The 19809-nt window shown below is 72.4% G+C and carries 16 protein-coding genes; 3 read left to right on the forward strand and 13 right to left on the reverse strand.

What is annotated here, in order from left to right; translation table 11 throughout:
• Positions 1-38: 38 nt before the first annotated feature.
• The gene (gene lysX / locus ACGFN2_RS01185; protein WP_393356567.1) at positions 39-3356 is read right to left on the reverse strand and encodes a bifunctional lysylphosphatidylglycerol synthetase/lysine--tRNA ligase LysX; all 3318 of its coding nucleotides are present in this window, start codon (positions 3354-3356) and stop codon (positions 39-41) included.
• A gap of 68 nt (positions 3357-3424) precedes the next feature.
• Positions 3425-4285, reverse strand: coding sequence for an Ig-like domain-containing protein (locus ACGFN2_RS01190; RefSeq protein ID WP_393356569.1), 861 nt, complete (start codon positions 4283-4285; stop codon positions 3425-3427).
• A gap of 279 nt (positions 4286-4564) precedes the next feature.
• Here ACGFN2_RS01190 and ACGFN2_RS01195 point away from each other — a divergent pair, with 279 nt between their 5' ends.
• A complete protein-coding gene (locus ACGFN2_RS01195) occupies positions 4565-4759 on the forward strand; it encodes a hypothetical protein (RefSeq protein ID WP_018088533.1) in 195 nt (64 codons plus the stop codon).
• Positions 4760-4786: 27 nt separating this feature from the next.
• Here ACGFN2_RS01195 and ACGFN2_RS01200 read toward each other — a convergent pair whose 3' ends face one another.
• The 6 genes from ACGFN2_RS01200 to xylB all read right to left on the reverse strand — a co-directional run bounded on the left by ACGFN2_RS01200 (position 4787) and on the right by xylB (position 12839).
• Complete coding sequence (locus ACGFN2_RS01200; RefSeq protein ID WP_362606587.1) at positions 4787-6022, reverse strand: phosphodiester glycosidase family protein; 1236 nt, start codon at positions 6020-6022, stop codon at positions 4787-4789.
• Between the two features lie 112 nt (positions 6023-6134).
• Positions 6135-6773: an N-acetylmuramoyl-L-alanine amidase gene (locus tag ACGFN2_RS01205; RefSeq protein WP_362606585.1), complete on the reverse strand. Its 639-nt coding sequence runs from the start codon at positions 6771-6773 to the stop codon at positions 6135-6137.
• Between the two features lie 237 nt (positions 6774-7010).
• Positions 7011-8420, reverse strand: a complete 1410-nt coding sequence (locus tag ACGFN2_RS01210; RefSeq protein WP_393356572.1) for a family 2B encapsulin nanocompartment shell protein — start codon at positions 8418-8420, stop codon at positions 7011-7013.
• Positions 8421-8545: 125 nt separating this feature from the next.
• Entirely contained in the window at positions 8546-9955 is a 1410-nt protein-coding gene (locus tag ACGFN2_RS01215) for a family 2B encapsulin nanocompartment shell protein (protein WP_393356574.1), read from the reverse strand.
• A 167-nt stretch (positions 9956-10122) separates the two neighbouring features.
• Positions 10123-11412, reverse strand: a complete 1290-nt coding sequence (locus ACGFN2_RS01220) for an ROK family protein (protein WP_393356576.1) — start codon at positions 11410-11412, stop codon at positions 10123-10125.
• On the reverse strand, positions 11409-12839 hold the full coding sequence (gene xylB, locus ACGFN2_RS01225) for a xylulokinase (RefSeq protein ID WP_393356578.1): 1431 nt from the start codon (positions 12837-12839) through the stop codon (positions 11409-11411). Before xylB ends, ACGFN2_RS01220 begins: the two co-directional genes overlap by 4 nt.
• A 131-nt stretch (positions 12840-12970) precedes the next feature.
• Here xylB and xylA point away from each other — a divergent pair, with 131 nt between their 5' ends.
• Positions 12971-14134 carry a xylose isomerase gene (gene xylA / locus ACGFN2_RS01230; RefSeq protein ID WP_362606573.1) on the forward strand — a complete coding sequence of 388 codons (1164 nt, stop codon included), beginning with the start codon at positions 12971-12973 and terminating at the stop codon, positions 14132-14134.
• Between the two features lie 18 nt (positions 14135-14152).
• Here the strand turns inward: xylA and ACGFN2_RS01235 are convergent, their stop codons facing one another.
• Entirely contained in the window at positions 14153-15118 is a 966-nt protein-coding gene (locus ACGFN2_RS01235) for an acetylxylan esterase (protein WP_393356581.1), read from the reverse strand.
• Positions 15119-15253: 135 nt separating this feature from the next.
• Between ACGFN2_RS01235 and ACGFN2_RS01240 the strand changes: the two genes are divergently transcribed.
• The gene (locus ACGFN2_RS01240; RefSeq protein WP_362606568.1) at positions 15254-16114 is read left to right on the forward strand and encodes a hypothetical protein; all 861 of its coding nucleotides are present in this window, start codon (positions 15254-15256) and stop codon (positions 16112-16114) included.
• Positions 16115-16174: 60 nt separating this feature from the next.
• Here the strand turns inward: ACGFN2_RS01240 and ACGFN2_RS01245 are convergent, their stop codons facing one another.
• The 4 genes from ACGFN2_RS01245 to mmuM form a co-directional block, all read right to left on the reverse strand.
• The gene (locus ACGFN2_RS01245; RefSeq protein ID WP_393356583.1) at positions 16175-17005 is read right to left on the reverse strand and encodes an amino acid ABC transporter ATP-binding protein; all 831 of its coding nucleotides are present in this window, start codon (positions 17003-17005) and stop codon (positions 16175-16177) included.
• A 5-nt stretch (positions 17006-17010) separates the two neighbouring features.
• Complete coding sequence (locus ACGFN2_RS01250) at positions 17011-17796, reverse strand: amino acid ABC transporter permease (protein ID WP_393356585.1); 786 nt, start codon at positions 17794-17796, stop codon at positions 17011-17013.
• Between the two features lie 11 nt (positions 17797-17807).
• A complete protein-coding gene (locus ACGFN2_RS01255) occupies positions 17808-18605 on the reverse strand; it encodes a basic amino acid ABC transporter substrate-binding protein (RefSeq protein ID WP_362606560.1) in 798 nt (265 codons plus the stop codon).
• Between the two features lie 169 nt (positions 18606-18774).
• Positions 18775-19695 carry a homocysteine S-methyltransferase gene (mmuM, locus tag ACGFN2_RS01260; protein ID WP_362606557.1) on the reverse strand — a complete coding sequence of 307 codons (921 nt, stop codon included), beginning with the start codon at positions 19693-19695 and terminating at the stop codon, positions 18775-18777.
• Positions 19696-19809: the final 114 nt, after the last annotated feature.

Genomic DNA, 19809 nt, shown 5'->3' on the forward strand with positions numbered 1-19809 from the left:
CGCCGTCGCGCGCCCGCCGTGACCGGGCCCGGATGCCGTCAGCGGCGCCGCACCAGCGGGAACGGCAGCGTCTCGCGGATCGACAGACCGGTCAGGAACATGATCAGCCGGTCCACGCCGATGCCCAGACCACCGGTCGGCGGCATCGCATACTCCAGCGCCTGGAGGAAGTCCTCGTCCAGCTCCATCGCCTCCGGGTCACCGCCGGCCGCCAGCAGCGACTGGGCGGTCAGCCGCCGGCGCTGCTCGACCGGGTCGGTCAGCTCCGAGTAGGCGGTGCCCAGCTCGGTGCCGAACGCCACCAGGTCCCAGCGCTCGGCGAGCCGCGGGTCCTTGCGGTGCTGCCGGGTCAGCGGCGACACATCGGTGGGGAAGTCCTTGTAGAACGTGGGGAGCTGGGTCTTCTCCTCCACCAGACGCTCGTACATCTCCAGCACGAGGTCACCGCGGCCCATCTCCGGCTTCACCGGCACCGCCGAGGCGGCGCACAGCCGCCGCAGCCGGTCCGGCGCGGTGTCCGCGTCGACCTCCTCGCCGAGCGCCTCGGAGAGCGCGCCGTAGACGGTCTTCACCGGCCAGATCCCCGAGATGTCGTGCTCGACGAGCCTGCCGTTCTCGTCCGCCTTACGGGCGGTGGCGCTGCCGAACGCGGCGACCGCCGCGCTCTGGATCAGCTCCCGGGTCAGGTCGAGCATCACGTCGTAGTCGGCGTACGCCTGGTACGCCTCCAGCATCGTGAACTCGGGGTTGTGCTTGTAGGAGATGCCCTCGTTGCGGAACGTCCGCCCCATCTCGAAGACCTTCTCCATGCCGCCCACACACAGCCGCTTGAGATACAGCTCCGGCGCGATCCGCAGATACAGGTCGAGGTCGTAGGCGTTGATGTGGGTGTGGAACGGCCGGGCGTTGGCGCCACCGTGGATCTGCTGGAGCATCGGCGTCTCGACCTCCAGGTAACCCCGGTCGACCAGCCCCTGGCGCAGCGCCTGCACCGCCCTGCTGCGCGCCCGTACGTTCTCCCGGGCGTCCGTCGAGACGACCAGGTCCACATACCGCTGGCGGACCTTGGCCTCCGGGTCGGACAGCCCGCGCCGCTTGTCGGGCAGCGGCCGCAGGCACTTGGCCGTCAGCCGCCACCCGCTGACGAACACGGTCAGCTCACCGCGGTCGCTGGTGCCGACCTCGCCCTCCGCCTCGACATGGTCACCGAGGTCGATGTCCGAGCCGAAGCGGTCCAGCAGTTCCTTGCCGCTGCCGTCCCGGGTCAGCGCGATCTGCAGATCGCCCGACCAGTCGCGCAGCACCGCGAAGAGCACCCCGCCGTGGTCGCGGGTGAGCAGCACCCGCCCCGTGATGCTGACGGTCTTGCCGCTGCGCGCCCCGGGCGTCAGGTCCGGGTACTCGTCGCGGACCTGGCCCAGGGTGTGCGTCCGCTGCACGCCCACCGGATACGGGTCGGTGCCGGCCTCCCGCAGCCGCTCCAGCTTGCGGTGGCGCACCCGCACCTGCTCGGGCAGCGCGGCCAGCTCCTGCTCGTGGCGCTCCTCCTCGGTGGCCGGGGCGGTCTGCACCAGGCCGAGTTCGTCCAGCGACGGCAGGCCCGCGGTACTGGCCGGGGCCAGCACCCGCTTCTTGTGCCCCTTGCCCCACAGCTTGCCCAGGCTCGGCACGGCCACGAAGCCCTCGGCGATACCGGAGGCCAGACCGATCCGGGCCAGCGCGCCGGCGTCCGCGTAGCACAGGAACCGCGGGTACCACTCCGGGTTGTACTTGGCGTTGGAGCGGTAGAGGGCCTCCAGCTGCCACCACTTGGAGAAGAACAGCAGCAGCCGGCGCCAGAACTTCAGCACCGGACCGGCACCGATCCGGCCGCCCTCCTCGAAGGCGGACCGGAACACCGCGAAGTTCAGCGAGATCCGCCGCACGCCCATCGCCCCGGCCTGCGCACAGAGCCGGGCCACCATGAACTCCATGACGCCGTTGGGCGCGGAGCGGTCGCGTCGCATGACGTCCAGCGAGATGCCCTCCTTGCCCCAGGGCACGAAGGACAGCAGCGCGATCATGTTGCCGTCGCCGTCGAACGCCTCGGCCAGCAGGCAGTCCCCGTCCTCCGGGTCGCCCAGCCGGTCCAGCGCCATCGAGAAGCCGCGCTCGGTCTCGGTGTCCCGCCAGGCGTCCGCCCGGTGGATGACCTCCTGCATCTCCTCGTCGGTCAGCGCGGAGTGGCGCCGTACGCGGAAGGTCGCGCCGGTCCGCTCGACGCGGTTGACGGCCTGGCGGGTGACCCGCATCTCCCGGCCGTCCAGGTCGAAGTCCTTCACGTGCAGGATCGCCTCGTCGCCGAGCTGCAGCGCCCCGAGGCCGCTGCGGGCGAACGCCTTGGCGCCGCTCTCGCTCGCGCCCATCACGGCCGGCTGCCAGCCGTACCGTCCGGCGACCTCCAGCCACGCCTCGATGGCCTGCGTCCACGCCTCCCGGTCACCGACCGGGTCACCGCTGGCCAGGCAGACGCCGGCCTCGACGCGGTAGGTGACGGCGGCCTTGCCGCTGGCGGAGAAGACCACCGCCTTGTCGCGGCGGGAGGCGAAGTAGCCGAGCGAGTCCTGGCTGCCGTAGCGGTCCAGCAACGCCCGGATGCGGGCCTCCTCGTCGCCGTGCAGCGCGGCTTCCATGCGCTGCGAACGGAAGAGGGTGGCCGCGGCGTTCAGCAGCGCCAGCGCACCGAGCAGGCCGAGGACGGCACTGATCCAGTGCGGCGGATGGCCCTCGACGAGATGGCCGCCGACCAGCCCGCCGCAGACGCGGTTGGCGGTCCACAGCAGCCGGTTGGCGGCGCCGGGCTCCAGAGTGCCGGGGGCCAGCGCCACCAGTCCCCAGCCGATCAGCACCGCCGCCACGAGCCCGCCGCCCAGCACCAGGAGGGCGCGCAGGAACGCACCGCGCCGGGTGATCGCGTAGAACTCGCGGTGCGAGACGAGCAGCAGCACCAGCGCCGCGGCACACAGCACCAGGGAGAAGGCGAACTCCCAGTACCCGGCGGCCAGGAACAGCGCGTCGGCGAGGGTGACCAGCACCATGTAGGCCACCACGAACCACAGCGCCACCCGTTTCCTGGCGGTCATCGCCGCGCCCAGGAGGAAGAGGAACGCCGCATACGCGAAGTTCGGCGCCACCGGGATGGTGAGGGTGTCCAGCCAGTAGATCACCGGGTGGAGTCCGCGCCGGAGCGGCCCGATCAGCGCCGTCAGGGCACAAAACAGCCCCAATACGCTGAAGATGATGGCGAAGCCATTGGGGACACGGCGCCGGAAGCGCCGCCACCCCGTGAGTTGATCCTGGTCCTGCACGGTGCTCATTCCGTCACACTAGGCTCTGAAAGGGGTCAGCTGCTCGACGCGCGGGCGCTGTTTCTCTGTCCCGGGGATCAGCCGTCATGCCGGTCTCCGATCCCGGTGGTGTGCTCGTCTTTCCCTCGTACGGAGGAGGTGAGGACCCCGGCGGGGTCACCCACGTGGACCTTGCCACAAACCCGTCCCGGGTCCGAGTCGGTGCAACTCCGGCTGATGGTGAAGTTCAGGTCATAGTCGCCGGAGAAGTAGCGGCCGCCGCCGGAGTCCACCCCGTCGAGCTCCGCCCGTAAGGTGACCTCGGTGCCCGGCTTCCAGCGCTGTGCGGGTGCCCAGGTCACCTGGTCCTTGCCGTTGCGGTCCGTCGCCCAGTCCCACGAACCGGCCGGCCGGTCGCCGGCGGTGACGTTCAGCCGGCGCTGCACCGCGGCCCGGTCGGTCACCGGGTGCTCGAAGGTGAGGGTGAGCAGCCGGTCGACGGTAACCACGGCGTCCCGGGGGCCGGGGTCGAGCACCACCGTGTTGAGCCGGGCCGGCCGCGCGGTGGTGAGCGACTCCTTGGTCGCGGCGACGCCGCCCTGGTCGCTCCTGGTCCTGGCGACGACGGAGTACTTGGTGGCCGGGGCGATCTTGGCGCTGGAGGTCCAGACCGTGCCGCCGTCCCCGAGCCCGCCGGGCAGCCGCCGGCCCCTGGGGTCGGTGACGGTCACCTCGGTCAGTACCCCGCCCTTCGCGGTCACCGTGAGCTTGTCGCCGGCCTGCACGGTCCTGGTGCCGTCGGACGCGCCCAGCGCGACCTTCACCGGGTCGGCCACGGGGGCCGGCGCCGCGAAGCCCGCGCACCCGCTGAGGGTGCCCGCGCCGACCGCCGAGGCCAGGGCGAGCGCGGCGCGCCGTGGCCGGAACGGCCCGCGGCGGGGGAAGGGGAACTGGCTCATCTCGGGCTTTCCGTCTGCGGTGGGGGGCGGCGGTGTCGGCCGCTAAGACGGCCGGGCGACACAGTTCGTTGCAGGGAGTGATGTGATCCACGCCACGGCGGCGAGGGTGTGTCCTCCGGCTCGTGCCGCCACCGGCGTCCGGCGCCGCACCACCGGCCCGTGACCCGCAGTGATCACCCGATCGGAGCACCCGGGCCAGAACCGTACATACCCTGAAATACGCCAAACTGGCCACCCCTTGCCGCCCGTTCGGGCGGCGGTAGAGGAGGTGTGCGTCCCATGGCGATTTCCATCTCGGTCGTGCTGCTGCTGGTGGTCCTGACCGTGATCTTCCTGCGCAGCGGCAAGCTCAAGTTCTCGCACGCCCTGGTGTGTGCGCTGCTCGGCTTCTACCTGGCGAGCAGCAGCCTCGCCCCGGACATCCACCAAGGGCTGTCGGGCGCCGCCGACGTGGTGAGCAGCCTGCGGCCGTGACGGCGGCGGCCCACCGGGCCGGGCCGCTCAGGCGGCGGAGAACACCCCGAGCGCGTTGGGCACCGGCCGCTCCGCGCCCCCCGACGGATGGTTGCGGACCGTGGCCCCGTACGCGTCGCCGGTGACCAGCGTCGAGGACCCGCCGCCGTCCAGATCCATCGCCTCCCGCGCGCCCAACTGCGCCATGACCTCCGCCAGTTCCCGCACGGTCAGGCCGGTCCGGCCCGGCGCCCCGTCCAGTGCCATCAGATACAGCACCCGTCCGCCGGCCCCGATCCCGGCGGACGTGCGCACCGCCACGGCGCCGGTGTCCAGACCGGCCACCGGCGCACCGCCCCGCACGATCGGGAAGCCGCCCACCGCGCAGCGCAGCCGTCCGTTCCCCCGGCCGGTGAGGTACGAGCTGACGCTCACCGGCTCACCGATCCGCAGCGCGCGCAGCTGCCGCGCCCCCTCCTCCCGGCCCACCAGCACCACGCTGCCCGCCGGCACCCCGCCGGCGCCCGGGACCTCCCCGACCGCCGTCACCCGGCCGTGCCGGACCGTCACCTCCGCGGTCTCCGCGCTGCACGGCGCCGCCCGGTCGGTGTCCGTGCCGCAGGTGGCGCGCACCCGGGACGCCGGACCCCACTGCGCGGTGTAAACGCCGATCCCGCCGACCGGCAGCGCGTACTGGTTCAGTCCGCGCAGCGGTAGCGTCCCCTCGCCGGTCAGCACCGCGCCGCGCAGGGTGAGCCGGTCCAGCCGGGCGCGGCGGTCGTAGCCGACGCCGAGCACGTCCTCGGTGGTCGCGCCGGGCGGCAGCACCGGTCCGAACCGCTGGCCGTCGGGCACCGCGCCCTTCAGGTGCCGCCCCGCGGCCACCGCCGGGCCGACCGCGGCGCCGGTGGGCTGCACACCCGGGTGCTGGGTCTCGGTGATGTTGAAGAAGTCCCCGTTGACCGCCCCCACCGCCCGGCGCTCCGCGGCGAGTTGGGAGACCGGCGACCGCGCGCCGACCGCGCCCGGGTAGAGCAGGTCCACCGTGACCCGCGGATCGGCGAGATCGACGGTCAGCAGATGCCCGTGCGCGGTGCCGCGCGGCAGCGTCAGCCGGAACTCCCCGTACGCCACACCGGGCGCCACGTCCGCCGCACCGAAGCGGCGGAGGAGGCTGTCGGCGGCGGTGGCCGCGGCTCCGCCCGCCACCCCTCCACCGGCCAGCACACCCCACGCCACCAGCACCGTCAGCACCGCGCGCACCCGACCGCATCGCCGCTTCACGATCCCTCCTGACGTCCCGTCAACTCTCCCAGATACGGGAGGCGTTCACCATGGCCCGGAGGCGTCATGAAGCGGTACACCGGCGGAACGGCCGCCGTGTCGCCGCGCCGGGTCATCCGGCGTGCTGCCACGAGACGTCGTTGACCAGCTGGAGATAGCGGGCCCAGTCCCAGAACTCACCGGGGTCGGTGTGGTCGGTGCCGGGGACCTCGACATGGCCGATGATGTGCTCCCGGTCCTTGGGGATGCCGTACCGGTCGCAGATCGCGGCGGTGAGCAGCGCGGACTGCGTGTAGAGCACGTCGGTGAACCACGTCGGGTCGTCGATCCAGCCCTCGTGCTCGATGCCGATGCTGCGGGTGTTGTAGGTCCAGTTCCCGGCGTGCCAGGCGACGTCCCGCTCGCGGACGCACCGGGCGATGTGGCCATCGGCGGACCGTACGACATAGTGCGCTGCGGCCTTGTGCTTCGGGTCCTGGAACAGCTTCAGGGTGTCCTGGTAGGTCTCCTGGGTCACATGCACCACGACCCGCTCGACCGGGTACTGCGCCGGCCGGTCGGCGGCGGTGAAGTTGCCCGGGCTCGCCGGGACCCACTGGACCGGGGGGTAGGTGCCGCCGAGCGGGGTCCGCCGGTGTGTGGCGGCGGCGGTGGGGGCCGTGGTGAGGGGGGTGAGGGCGGCGGACGCGGCGAGCGCGGCCGCACCGGTCAGCAGCCGCCGGCGAGCCGGGCGGTGGGGGGCGGGCTCCATGTGAACTCCTGACAGGGACCGAGGGGTGGTCGCGTACATGTCACGCACATGTGGTGCGTTCATGATGCGCAACAGGGCACGCCCTGCCAAGGGAATGGCCGTTCTGCCAATGGCTTGACCAAAGGCAGAACGGCGCAGGTCAGAAGCGACGGGATACCTGATCGGACGTCACCCGGGTGCCACGCCAGCGACCCTGACGGCCGTTCGGGTCCGGCACCCGGGTGCGTCACCCGCCGGTCAGTGACCGATCTCGACGTCCTCCAGGATGCCCAGCGCGTCCGGCACCAGGACCGCCGCCGAGTAGTAGGCGCTGACCAGGTAATTGATGACCGCCTGGTCGTTGATGCCCATGAAACGCACCGACAGTCCCGGCCGGTACTCGTCCGGGATGCCGGTCTGGTGCAGCCCGACCACGCCCTGGTTCTCCTCGCCGACCCGCAGTGCCAGGATCGAGCTGGTCTGCTCCGGGGTGACCGGGATCTTGTTGCAGGGGAGCAGCGGAATGCCCCGCCAGGCACGGACCGCGGTGCCCTCGACCTCCGCGGTCGTGGGGTAGATGCCCCGGGCGTTCCACTCCCGCCCGATGGCCGCGATCGTCCGCGGATGCGCCAGCAGGAACTGGGTCTTGCGGCGCCGGGAGATCAGCTCGTCGAGGTCGTCGGGGGTGGGCGGACCGCTGCGGGTGTGGATGCGCTGCTTGAGATCGGCGTTGTGCAGCAGGCCGAACGAGGGGTTGTTGACCATCTCGTGCTCCTGGCGCTCCCGCAGCGCCTCCACGGTCAGCCGCAGCTGCTGGTCCAGCTGGTTCATCGGGTCGTTGTAGAGGTCGGCGACCCGTGAATGCACCTTCAGCACCGTCTGCGCCACGCTGAGTTCGTACTCCCGCGGCGCCAGGTCGTAGTCGGCGAAGGTGCCCGGCAGGGCCGGCTCACCGACATGGCCGGCGGCCAGCTCGATGGCCGCCTCGCCGTGCTTGTTCTGCGCCGGCACCAGCGCCGCGCCGACCTCCGCGAGATGGGCCCGCAGCGGCTCCGAACGGCCCAGCACCTCTTCGAGATCGCTGCGGTACAGCGTCAGCGCGGTCACCCGGGTCACCGCCCGTACGGAGTGCTCCCACTCCGCGTCCGCGGTCACCAGCGCCGCCGCACCGATCGCGTCACCGTCGGCCAGCACCCCCAGCACGGTCTCGTCGCCGTACTTCCCGGCGCCGACACGGTCGAGCTTGCCGTGGGCGATCAGCACGATCCGGTCCGTCGGCCCGCCCGCCCGGGCCAGTACATCGCCGGGTGCGAACTCCCGCTGGACGAAGCGGTCCGCCAGCGCCTCCAGTGCCGCGGTGTCAGCGAAGCCGCGCAAGGGCGCCAGCTCGCGCAACTCCTCCGGAATCACCCGGACTTCGGAGCCGGTCGAGACGAACTCCACCCGGCCGTCGCCGAGGGTGTGGGTCAGCCGGCGGTTGACGCGGTACGTGCCGCCGGAGACCTGCGTCCAGGGCAGGACGCGCAGCAGCCAGCGGGAGGAGATCCCCTGCATCTGCGGCACGGTCTTGGTCGTGGTCGCCAGCTTGCGCGCCGCCGCGGTGTCCAGGCTGGAACGGGTCTGCTCGGACGCCTGCGGGCCGGACGTCGGGTCCACCGATGTGGTCATGAGGAAGGCTCACCTGTTCTTGTCTGTGCTGTGCTGAGACCGGTGCGGCGCGGAGCAGGAGTCCGCGCGTCGGGGCGGCGGGAGAAGCCGCTCCCGGGGCGCACCGGTATTCCGCCGGTCGTCGTTCAGTGGCCGATCTGTACGTCGTCGAGAACACCCAGGGCATCGGGCACCAAAATGGCCGTGGAATAGTAGGCGCTGACCAGATACTTGATGACCGCCCGGTCGTCCAGGCCCATATAACGCACCGAAAGGCCCGGCTCGTATTCATCGGGAATTCCGGTCTGGTGGAGGCCGACGACGCCCTGCTTCTCCTCTCCGGTACGCATCAGCAGAATGGAACTCGTCCGCTCCTTCGTCACCGGGATCTTGTTGCACGGGAAAATCGGCACCCCGCGCCAGGAGGGCAGCGAATGCCCCATGAAATCCACCGCCGTCGGATACAGCCCGCGGGCGCTGCACTCCCGGCCGATGGCGGCGATCGCCAGGGGGTGGGCGAGCAGGAAGCCTGGGTCCTTCCAGACCGTCGCGAGCAGCTCGTCGAGGTCGTCGGGGGTGGGCGGGCCGGTGCGGGTGTGGATGCGCTGCTTGAGGTCGGCGTTGTGCAGCAGGCCGAACGAGGGGTTGTTGATCATCTCGTGCTCCTGGCGCTCCCGCAGCGCCTGGACGGTCAGCTTGAGCTGCTCCTCGACCTGGTTCATCGGGTCGCTGTAGAGGTCGCCGACCCGGCTGTGGGTGCGCAGCACCGTCTGCGCGACGCTGAGTTCGTACTCCCGGGGCGTCACGTCGTAGTCGACGAAGGTGGCGGGGAGGGACGGCTCACCGTGGTGGCCGGAGGCGAGGGAGACCGCCGACTCGCCGCTTGCGTTCACCGGCTGCGCGGTGCCCTGACGGGCCGTCGTCAGATGCTCCCGGAGCCCGGGGGAGCGGTCGGCGACCTCCTGCGCGGCCTGCCGGGGCAGCGTCATCACGGTCACCCGGGTCACCGCGCGGTAGCTGAACCGCCAGGTGGCCTCGGGGTCGGTCAGCGGCTCGTCGCCGAGGTGGTCCCCGCCGGCCAGCGCCTCCAGCACCGTGTCCTCGCCGTATTTGCCGGTGCCGACGCGGTCCACCCGGCCGTGCACGATCAGCACCAGCCGGTCGCCGGGACCGCCGGCCTCGCAGATCAGCTCACCGGGCGCGTACTCCTGCTGGGTGAAGCGGTCGCCGAGCGCCGTCAGCACCTCGGTGTCGGTGAACTCCCGCAGGGCGGGCAGCTCGCGCAGCTCATCGGGGATGATCGCCACATCGCTGCCACTGGTGTCGAAATCGATCCGCCCGTCGCCGAGGGTGTAGGTCAGCCGGCGGTTCACGCGATAGGTGCCACCGGACACCTGCACCCAGGGAAGCAGCCGCAGCAGCCACCGGGACGTGATGCCCTGCATCTGCGGTGCGGTTTTGGTGGTGGTCGCCAGATTCCGCGCCGCGGTGGTACTCAGGCTGGAATTCTGAGCTTCTTCCGCAGTGCCGTGCAGCGATTCGTCGGCAATTGTCACCGTGCCACCTATCTCTTCGAAGAGTGCGATGCGGCCCGCCCCGAAACCCCGTCTTAGGGCGGTTCCGCGGCAACCCGCCGAACCGAAGGTAGTCGTGCTGTTTTTATCGGCACAATCGCTCGATGGGGTGGCATGGAATTCCCGCACCCTGGAAAGGTTTAGCGGGTTCAATTCCGGGGAGAGTGTGCCGGGGTGCGGGAATGGAGGGGATCGTCCAGGACGGCCTGGAGCGCGGCGTGCGCCGCCCCGAGCAGCGGCCCGTCGGCGCCCAGCCGGGACACCGTCACCCGTGGCCCGCCACCCCGCCCGGCCCCCGGCGGCAGGCCATCGCCCGCGACCGCCGTCCGCAGCGCCAACTCCCGCTCCAGGGACGGCAGTACCCAGGGCGCCAGCCCGGCCAGCGCACCCCCGAGGACCACCGCCTGCGGATCGAGCAGATTCACCGCCCCGGCGAGCGCCACCCCCAGCGCCGCCCCCGCCTCGTGCAGCGCGCGGACGACGGCGGCGTCCCCGTCGGCGGCACGGCGCGCCAGCAGACCGATACGGGCACCGGGCCCCGGATGCGCCGCCGCCTGCCCGGGAGTGAGCCCGCCCGCCCGCAGCACGGCCGGTTCCCCCGCGTACTGCTCCAGACAGCCACGGCCGCCGCAGTCGCACGGCACGCCGTCCGGATACACCGGCACATGCCCCAGCTCCCCGGCGAACCCCCGGGCGCCCCGCAGGAGTTGGCCGTCCACGACGACCGCCGCACCGATCCCGGCCTCCGCCGACACATGCACGAAGTCCGGCGGCGGGGCCGACCCGCCGTCACCCCCGCCCAGCCGGAGTTCGGCCAGCGCCCCGAGGTTGGCCTCGTTCTCGACGGTGAGCGGGAGGGCCGGGCCGCCGCCGCCCGGGGCCGTCGCCCCGGCGAGCCCCGGCGCCAGATCGGCCGCCCGCCAGCCGAGGTTGGGGGCGTGCACCACCGTCGTCGTCCCACGGGCCACCAGACCGGGCACCGCGACCGTCAGCCCGGCCGGCCGCAGTCCCTCGGCCGCGATCTCCGCGGTCACCTCGGCCAGCAGCGCGGACAGCTGCCGCAGCACGGGCCCGGGAGCGCTGTGCCGGTTCGCCGCGTCGGCCGCCACCCGGGCCCGGACCCGTCCGCGCAGATCGACCGCGCACACCGCCAGGTGGTCGACGCCTATCTCGGCCCCTATCCCGGCCGGGCCGCGGTCGCTGACGGCCAGTTCACTGCCCGGCCTGCCCCGGCCGCCGGTCGCCGTCCGCCCCGCCTCGACCAGCAGCCCGGCCCGCAGCAGCTCGTCGACGAGCGGGGCTACCCCCGCCCGGGTCAGCCCGATACGGGCCGCGACCGCGGCCCGGGACAGCGGCCCGTGCCCGGCCACGGCCCGCAGCACCCGGGCCAGATTGCGCCGCCGGATGCCGTGCTGGGTGTCACCTCCGGCCGCGGTCACCGCAGCAGCGGCGCGCCGTCGGCCAGCGTCGCCGTCAGCCGCTCCCAGGCGGCTTCGTCCCGTGACCGCGCCTCGTACTCCGCACCGCGCGCCGTGCCCCAACGACGGGCCACCGTCGCCGGGTCCTCCTCCAGCAGCAGCCCCGCCGCCTGCGCCGCCGCCCCGAGCGCCACCAGCTCCCGTGCCTCGGGCACCACCACCGGACGGCCCGACAGCCGGCGCACGGTCTCCCGCCAGGCCCGGCCGCGCGCCCCGCCGCCGATCAGCAGCAGCGGCGCATCGGGCGCGGCGTCCGCGTCCAGTACCCGGTCCAGGGCCTGCAGCAGGGTGAACACCGCGCCGTCGTAGGCGGCCTGGAGCAGCTGGCCGGCCGTGGTGTCGTGCCGCAGCCCGTGCACCAGGCCGGAGGCGCCGGGAAGGTTCGGGGTGCGCTCGCCGTCGAGGAACGGCAGCATCACCACACCGCCGCCCTCCGCCACGTCCTCCCGGTCGCGCCCCAGCAGCGCCGCCACCCGGTCCACGGCGAGCGTGCAGTTCAGGGTGCAGGCCAACGGCAGCCAGTCGCCGCGGGCATCGGCGAAGCCCGCCACCGTCCCGGTCGGATCGGCGGGCCGGCGGGCGGAGACCGCGTAGACCGTCCCCGAGGTGCCCAGGCTCAGCACCGGCCGGCCCGGCGGCAGCCCCAGGCCGAGCGCGGCGGCCATGTTGTCCCCCGTGCCGGCGGCCACCAACGCGCCCTTGGGGAGCGGCAGATCACCGGCGTGCACGGTCCCGGCGGCCTCGCCGGGCAGCGCCACCCGGGGCAGCAGCGCGGGGTCCAGCCCGACATGCGCCAGGACCTCCGCGTCGTAGGACTCGGTGGACGAGGCCCACCAGCCGGTCCCGGACGCATCGCCGCGATCCGTGACGGCCTCGCCGGTGAGCCGCTCGGTCAGGTAGTCGTGCGGCAGCCGCACCGCGGCGGTGGCGGCGGCCGCGGCCGGCTCGTGCTCCCGCAGCCAGGCCCACTTGGCCACCGTGAACGCCGGGCCCGGCACGCTCCCGAAGCGGTCCGCCCAGGCCCGCGCGCCGCCCCGTTCCGCGATCAGCCGCTCGCTCTGCGGTGCCGCGCGTACGTCGTTCCACAGCATCGCCGGACGCACCGGCGCACCGGCCGCGTCCAGGGCCACCAGCCCGTGCTGCTGCCCGCCGACGGACACCGCCGAGACCTGCCGCGCCGCCTCACCGCACTGCGCCAGCGCCTCACCCAGCGCCTGCCACCACTGCCGCGGGTCGCTCTCCTTGGCGCCGGCCTCGCCGCTGACCGTGTGCGGCGCCTGGCCCCGGGCGAGGACCGCACCGGTCACCGCGTCCACGACCAGCGCCTTGGTGGACTGGGTGGAGCTGTCCACCCCGACGACCAGCGGTCCCGCTGCCTGTGCGCCCATCGTGTGCACTCTCCCTCGGCGGCCCGTCATCCAGGTCTCGTTCCAGGGGGTTCCCCGGCGTGCTGTCGCATATTAGTTTGGCCGCGGCAGAATTTGTAAAGTGCCCTGACGAAATGATCGAGGGAGCCGCGATGAGCCGTCAGCCCACGCCCGGGGACAAGTTCAGCTTCGGCCTGTGGACCGTCGGCTGGCAGGGCCGGGACCCCTTCGGCGACGCCACCCGCCGCGCCCTGGACCCCGTCGAGACCGTGCACCGCCTCGCCGACCTGGGCGCGTACGGCGTCACCTTCCACGACGACGACCTGATCCCGTTCGACGCCGGCGGCACCGAGCGCGAGGCGGCCGTCAGCCGTTTCCGCCGGGCGCTGGACGCCACCGGCCTGATCGTCCCGATGGCCACCACCAACCTCTTCACCCACCCCGTCTTCAAGGACGGCGCCTTCACCGCCAACGACCGCGACGTCCGCCGCTACGCCCTGCGCAAGACGCTCCGCAACATCGACCTCGCCGCCGGACTCGGCGCCCGCACCTATGTCGCGTGGGGCGGACGGGAGGGCGCCGAGTCGGGCGCCGCCAAGGACGTACGGGCCGCCCTGGACCGGATGAAGGAGGCCTTCGACCTCCTCGGCCAGTACGTCCTGGAGCAGGGCTACGACCTGAGGTTCGCCCTCGAACCCAAGCCCAACGAGCCGCGCGGCGACATCCTCCTGCCGACCGTCGGCCACGCCCTCGCCTTCATCGAGCGGCTGGAACACCCCGGCCTCTTCGGCGTCAACCCCGAGGTCGGACACGAGCAGATGGCCGGGCTGAATTTCCCGCACGGCATCGCCCAGGCACTGTGGGCGGACAAGCTCTTCCACCTCGACCTCAACGGCCAGAGCGGGATCAAGTACGACCAGGACCTCCGCTTCGGCGCGGGCGATCTGCGGTCCGCGTTCTGGCTGGTGGACCTGCTGGAGACGGCCGGCTACGACGGGCCGCGGCACTTCGACTTCAAGCCGCCGCGCACCGAGGACCTGGACGGTGTCTGGACCTCGGCGGCCGGCTGCATGCGCAACTATCTGATCCTCAAGGAGCGCGCGGCGGCGTTCCGGTCCGACCCGGCCGTCCAGGACGCGCTGCGGGCCGCGCGCCTGGACCAGCTGGCCCGCCCCACCGCCGAGGACGGCCTGGCCGGTCTGCTCGCCGACACCACCGCCTACGAGACCTTCGACGTCGAGGCGGCGGCCGCCCGCGGGATGGCCTTCGAGCATCTGGACCAGCTGGCGCTGGAGCATCTGCTCGGGGCGGTGTGAGGGCCGTACCCGGTCCGCTCAGCGGAACAGTCCGCGCAGGAACGCGATCTCGGCGGCCCGCTGCTCACCGCCGCCGCTCTCGTGGCCGTTGAACCGCCATATCTTCAGTTCCTTCGCGCCCGTGTAGTGATGGAACGCGGCGAAGCCGGTGGACGGCGGCACCACGTCGTCGCGCAGCGCGGTGCCGAAGAGCGCCGGGGCGGTGGCGCGGGCCGCGAAGTTCAGGCCGTCGAAGTGGTCCAGGGAGTGCAGCGCGGTGTCGGTCCGGCAGCGTGCCCCCGCGAAGTAGCGGGTGAGTTCGCCGTAGGGGCCGGCGTCGGTGATCTCGATCGCGCGGCGGATGTGCGTCAGGAACGGCGCGTCGATCAGCGCCCCCGCCAGACCGGGGACCAGGCCCGTCATCGCCAGGGCCAGGGCGCCGCCCTGGCTGTGGCCGGCGACCACGATCCGGTCGGTGTCCACCGCGTCATGTCCCCGCGCCGCCTCCACGGCCCGTACCGCGTCGGTGAACAGCCGCCGGTAGTAGTAGCCGTCGGGGTCGAGCAGCCCCTGGGTGAGCTTGCCGGGTACGCCCGGGTTGCCGGAGCCGACCGGATCGGGGGTGTCACCGGGCCGGTTGGGGCCGCTCTGGCCGCGGGTGTCCATGACCAGCGTGGCGTAGCCCGCGGACGGCCACAGCAGCCAGTCGTGCGGCAGCAGCCGTCCGCCGCCGTAGCCGAGGTACTGCACGACGCACGGCAGCGGCCCGGTGGCCGCGCGCGGGAGCAGGAACCAGCCGCGGACGGGGTGCCCGCCGAAGCCCGCGAACGTCACGTCATGGGTACGGAGCAGGGCGAGTCCGGCATCGACCTCGGTGAAGCGCGCGTCGAGGTCATGGGTGCGGGCCTCGACGAGGGTGCGCCGCCAGAACGCGTCGAAGCCGGCCGGCTCGGGACGCGGCGGGCAGTACGCGTGCAGCTCCTCCAGGGGAAGGTCGGTGAACAAGGAAAACCTCCGAGCCGTAGGCTGGCTTGTTGTCTGTCGCCAACGGTGCCCAGGGTCCGGACATTTCAGACGTGAATTGTTCCAGGTTGGTCACCGAGTCCCGTAAATCCGAGTGAAGAAGCGATCATTTCCGCCATGAGCTTTCCGCCGCCGCCCAACCAGCCGAACCAGCCGCCCCACGCCGCCCCGGGCGGTTTCGGCCCGCCGGCCGGCGGCTACGGGCCGGGCGGTCCGGCACAGGGCGGCTACGGCCCGGGTGGCTACGGTCCGCCCCCGGGCGGCAACCAGGCGCCCGGCGGCTACGGCCCGCCCGCGGGCGGCTACGGCCCTCCCGGCCCCGGCGGCCCCGGTGGTCCCGGCGGCTGGCAGCAGCCGCCCGGCCCGCCCGGCGGCGGCAACGGCAAGACCATCGCCGCGATCATCGGCGGCGGCGTGATCGTGCTGGCCGCCGTCATCACCCTGGTCGTGGTGAACACCGGCGACGACAACGGCAACCACCGTGCCCAGCCGTCCGGTTCGAGCGCCGCCGCCAGCCCGTCCGAGAGCACGTCCCCGACGCCCTACGACGAGCCCACGCCCACGGACGAGCCCACCGGCGCCCCCACCGACGGTGACTTCGCGAGCAGCCTCCCGTCGCCCCCCGCCGGCAAGATCCCCTTCTATCTGCTGAAGGTCGGCGACTGCTACGACCGCCCGGCGGACAACAGCGCCAACAACGACGAGGCCTCCTGCAACGGCCCGCACGACGCCGAGGTCGTCTCCCTCCACCGCCTGGGGTCCGGGCTCACCACCGAATCGGACATCAAGAACAAGGCGGCGTCGCTGTGCCGCAAGGAGCTGGGGCGCAAGGCGTCCCAGCAGCCCGCGGGCACCGCCGAGGGCACCCACATCGAGTACCCCAACCTCAACGGCTACCGGCTCGGCATCAAGTCCGTCAGCTGCAGCCTGACGGGCAACAGCACCGGCACCAAGAAGCTCACCAAGCCGCTGTCCTGAACCACCGCTGAGGCCGGCGGACCACTACGGGGCGGCCGGCGCCCCGTAGTTCCGTCCCGTTCAGCGGTCCACCCGCTTGCCCGCCGCGCCGCTGTCCGGGGCCTCGCCGACCTCGGCCGCCGCCGGATCGAGCACCCGCGCCAGGAACGTCCTGGTCCGCTCGTGCTGCGGGGCACCCACCACCTGCTCCGGAGTGCCCTGCTCGACGATCACCCCGCCGTCCATGAACACCACCCGGTCGGCGACCTCCCGGGCGAAGCTCATCTCGTGGGTGACGACGAGCATCGTCATCCCCTCCTGCGCCAGCGACCGCATCACCGCCAGCACATCGCCGACCAGCTCCGGGTCCAGCGCCGAGGTCGGCTCGTCGAACAGCATCAGCTCCGGGTCCATCGACAGCGCCCGCGCGATCGCCACCCGCTGCTGCTGCCCGCCCGACAACTGCGCCGGATAGGCCGCCGCCTTGTCGCTCAGCCCGACCCGTTCGAGGTTGGCCCGGGCGATCCGCTCCGCCTCGGTGCGGTCGCGCCGCAGCACCCGCCGCTGGGAGATCGTGAGGTTCTCCAGCACGGTCAGATGCGGAAAGAGGTTGAAGGACTGGAAGACCATCCCGATCCGCCGCCGGACCCGGTCGATGTCCACGTCCGGGTCGGTGACCTCGGTGCCGGCCACCACGACCCGGCCCGCGCTCGGCTCCTCCAGCAGGTTCACACAGCGCAGCAGGGTCGACTTCCCGGACCCCGAGGGCCCGATGACACACACCACCTCGCCGCGCGCCACCGAGAAGTCGATCCCGCGCAGCACCTCCAGCTCCCCGAAAGCCTTGCGCAGGCCCTGGACGTCGATGGCCTTCGTGCCCACCGTCTCCGGTGCCGCCTGCTCGGTCGTCACGCCGCTCACCTGGCCTTCGCCGTACGGGCCTCCAGCCGACGGACCAGCTGTCCGAGGGGGAGGGTGATCACGAGATAGAGCAGCCCGGCGATCAGGATCGGGGTCAGGCTCTTGTGCTCATTGAGCGCGTCCCGGCCGAAGTTGGCCAGCTCGAACTGGGTCAGGGACAGACCCAGCAGATACACCAGCGAGGAGTCCTTGGTCAGCAGGATCAGCTCGTTGGTCAGCGGCGGCAGCACGATACGGAACGCCTGCGGGATGACGATCGAGGCCATCGCCCGCCCCTGCGACATCCCCAGGGAACGCGCCGCCTCCGTCTGCCCCTTGGGGACGGCCTGGATACCGGCCCTGATGGTCTCCGCCATATAGGCCGCGCCCACCAGCCCCAGTGACAGCATCACGGTGATGTTCATATCGAGCGCGACCTCGAAGGCCAGCGGCACACCGAAGCCGAGCGCGATGAAGACCAGCAGACAGGGGATACCGCGGAAGAACTCGATATAGGTGACCGCGATCCAGCGGTAGGGCGGCACCGACGAGAGCCGCATCAGCGCGAGCACCAGCCCCAGCGCCAGCCCGAAACCGAAGCCGAGCAGGGTGTAGAGGACGGTGTTCACCAGCGCCGTGGTGATGATCTCGGGGAAGAGCGCCTTCGCGACCTCGACGTCGAAGAACGCCAGCCGCAGCTGGTGCCAGTCGGCGATCAGCGCGAAGACCACCACGGCGGCGACCAGGACGCCGTACTGCGCGCCGCGGATGGCCCGCGCGCGCTGTCTTTTGGACACAGGCATGACGGGCGGCCTCAGCTCTGCGGGGTGGTGCCGAACCACTTCTTGTAGATCCGGTCGTAACTCCCGTCGGATTTCGCCTTCTTGATCGCCGCGTTGATCTTCTTGCGCAGCGCGTCATTGCCGGTGCGCACACCGATGCCGTAATGCTCACCGGTGTTGAACTCCGCGGTGACCTTGGTGTCCGGGTTCTGCTTCACATAGTCGAAGAGCACCCCGTTGTCATTGATGCCGGCGGCGACCTGGCCGGACTTCACGGCGGTCAGCAGCAGCCCCAGGTCCTCGAACTCCACCAGCTCGACGCCCTTGCCGTGCTCCTTGGCGTAGATCCCGCCGGTGGTGGCCTTCTGATAGCCGAGCTTCTTGCCCTTGAGATCCTCGATCTTCTTGAAGGGCTTGTCCTTCTTCGTCAGCAGTGCCTGGGTGGCGTTGAAATACGGGTCGGAGAAATCCATGACCTTGTCGCGGGCCGGCGTGATCGTCATGCCCGCGGCGGCCAGGTCGCACTTGCGGATGGTGAAGTCCTGGCCGGTCTCGATGCCTTCGAAGGGCGTGTTGACGATCTCCTGCTTGACGCCGAGATCCTTCGCGACCAGGTCCACCAGGTCCACGTCGAACCCGACGACCTTGCCGTCCTTCTTCACCTGGAACGGCGCGTACGGAAGGTGGGTGCAGGTCTTCAGGGTGCCGGAGGAGACCAGTTCCAGACCGCCGGAACCCTTCTTCCCGTCGGACTTGGTGCTGCTGCACCCCGCCAGTACGACGACGGCCGTGGCGACGGCTATGACAGGCAACGCGGAGCGAGCGGACACTGGTCCTCCAGAGCGGATACAGATCATCCAAGCCGTGCATGCTGCGATGTGGGTGCATCCTGCCACCGGCCCGGGGCTCTGTCCCCGCCGCTTCGGTTGCGTCTGTGTAACGCCTTCGGCCCGCGTCCGGACCGGCGGGCGCCGCCCGGTCCCGCTCGCGGGCCGCCGCTCAGCGGCCGAGTGCGGCCGCCAGCGCGGCGATGGCGTCCGGTCCGACCCGGCAGCAGCCCCCGATGAGCCGGGCCCCGTCCGCGGCCCAGCCGGCGACCCGGTCCGCGCTGAACGCCGGGCTGCCGCACCACGCCCGCGCCGCGGCGTCCCAGCTCTCCCCGCTGTTGGGATAGACCACCACCGGCTTCCCGGTGACCTGCGCCGCCGTCCGCACCGCGCGGTCCGCGTCGTCCGGCGCGCAGCAGTTCACCCCCACCGCGATCACCTCGTCGGCGTCCGCCGCCACTGCGAACGCCTCCGCCAGCGGCTGCCCGGCCCGGGTACGGTCCCCCGCGACGCTGTACGACAGATAGGCCGGGACACCCAGCCCCCGCACCGCCCGCAGCAGCGCCCGGGCCTCCTCGGCGTCCGGCACCGTCTCCAGCGCCAGCACATCGGGCCGCGCCGCCGCCAGCACCTCCAGCCGCGGCCGGTGGAACCGCTCCAGCTCCGCCACCGACAGGCCGTAGCGGCCGCGGTACTCGGAGCCGTCGGCCAGCATCGCCCCGTACGGGCCCGCCGAGGCGGCCACGTACAGCGGACCGGGGACCCCGCCGGCCCGCGCCCGCCCGGCCGCCTCGCGGGCCAGCTCCACGCTCCGGGCCAGCAGCTCCGCGGCCCGCTCCGCACCGGTGCCGCGCCGCGCGAAGCCCTCGAACGTCGCCTGGTAGCTGGAGGTGATCGCGACCTGCGCCCCGGCCTCGTAGTACGTCTGATGCGCCCGTACGACGGCCTCCGGCTCCTCGGCGAGCAGCCGCGCGGACCACAGGGCGTCGCCGAGGTCGTGCCCGTCGGCCTCCAGCTGGTTCGACAGCCCGCCGTCGAGGACGACCGGCCCCGCGGCGAGGGCGTCGGCGAGCGGCGGGGACGTGCTGACCATGGTGCGGAGCCTCTCGGTGCTGCGGGACGCGCGGGTCTCCCCGCCTCACCGGAGAGCGTAGTGCCCGGGTGGTGCGAACCCCCTGGCCGGCGCCGGTGCGCACGGCCTGTGTGC

The sequence above is a fragment of the Streptomyces sp. NPDC048612 genome, assembly GCF_043199295.1.
In the GTDB taxonomy this organism is placed as follows: Bacteria; Actinomycetota; Actinomycetes; order Streptomycetales; family Streptomycetaceae; genus Streptomyces.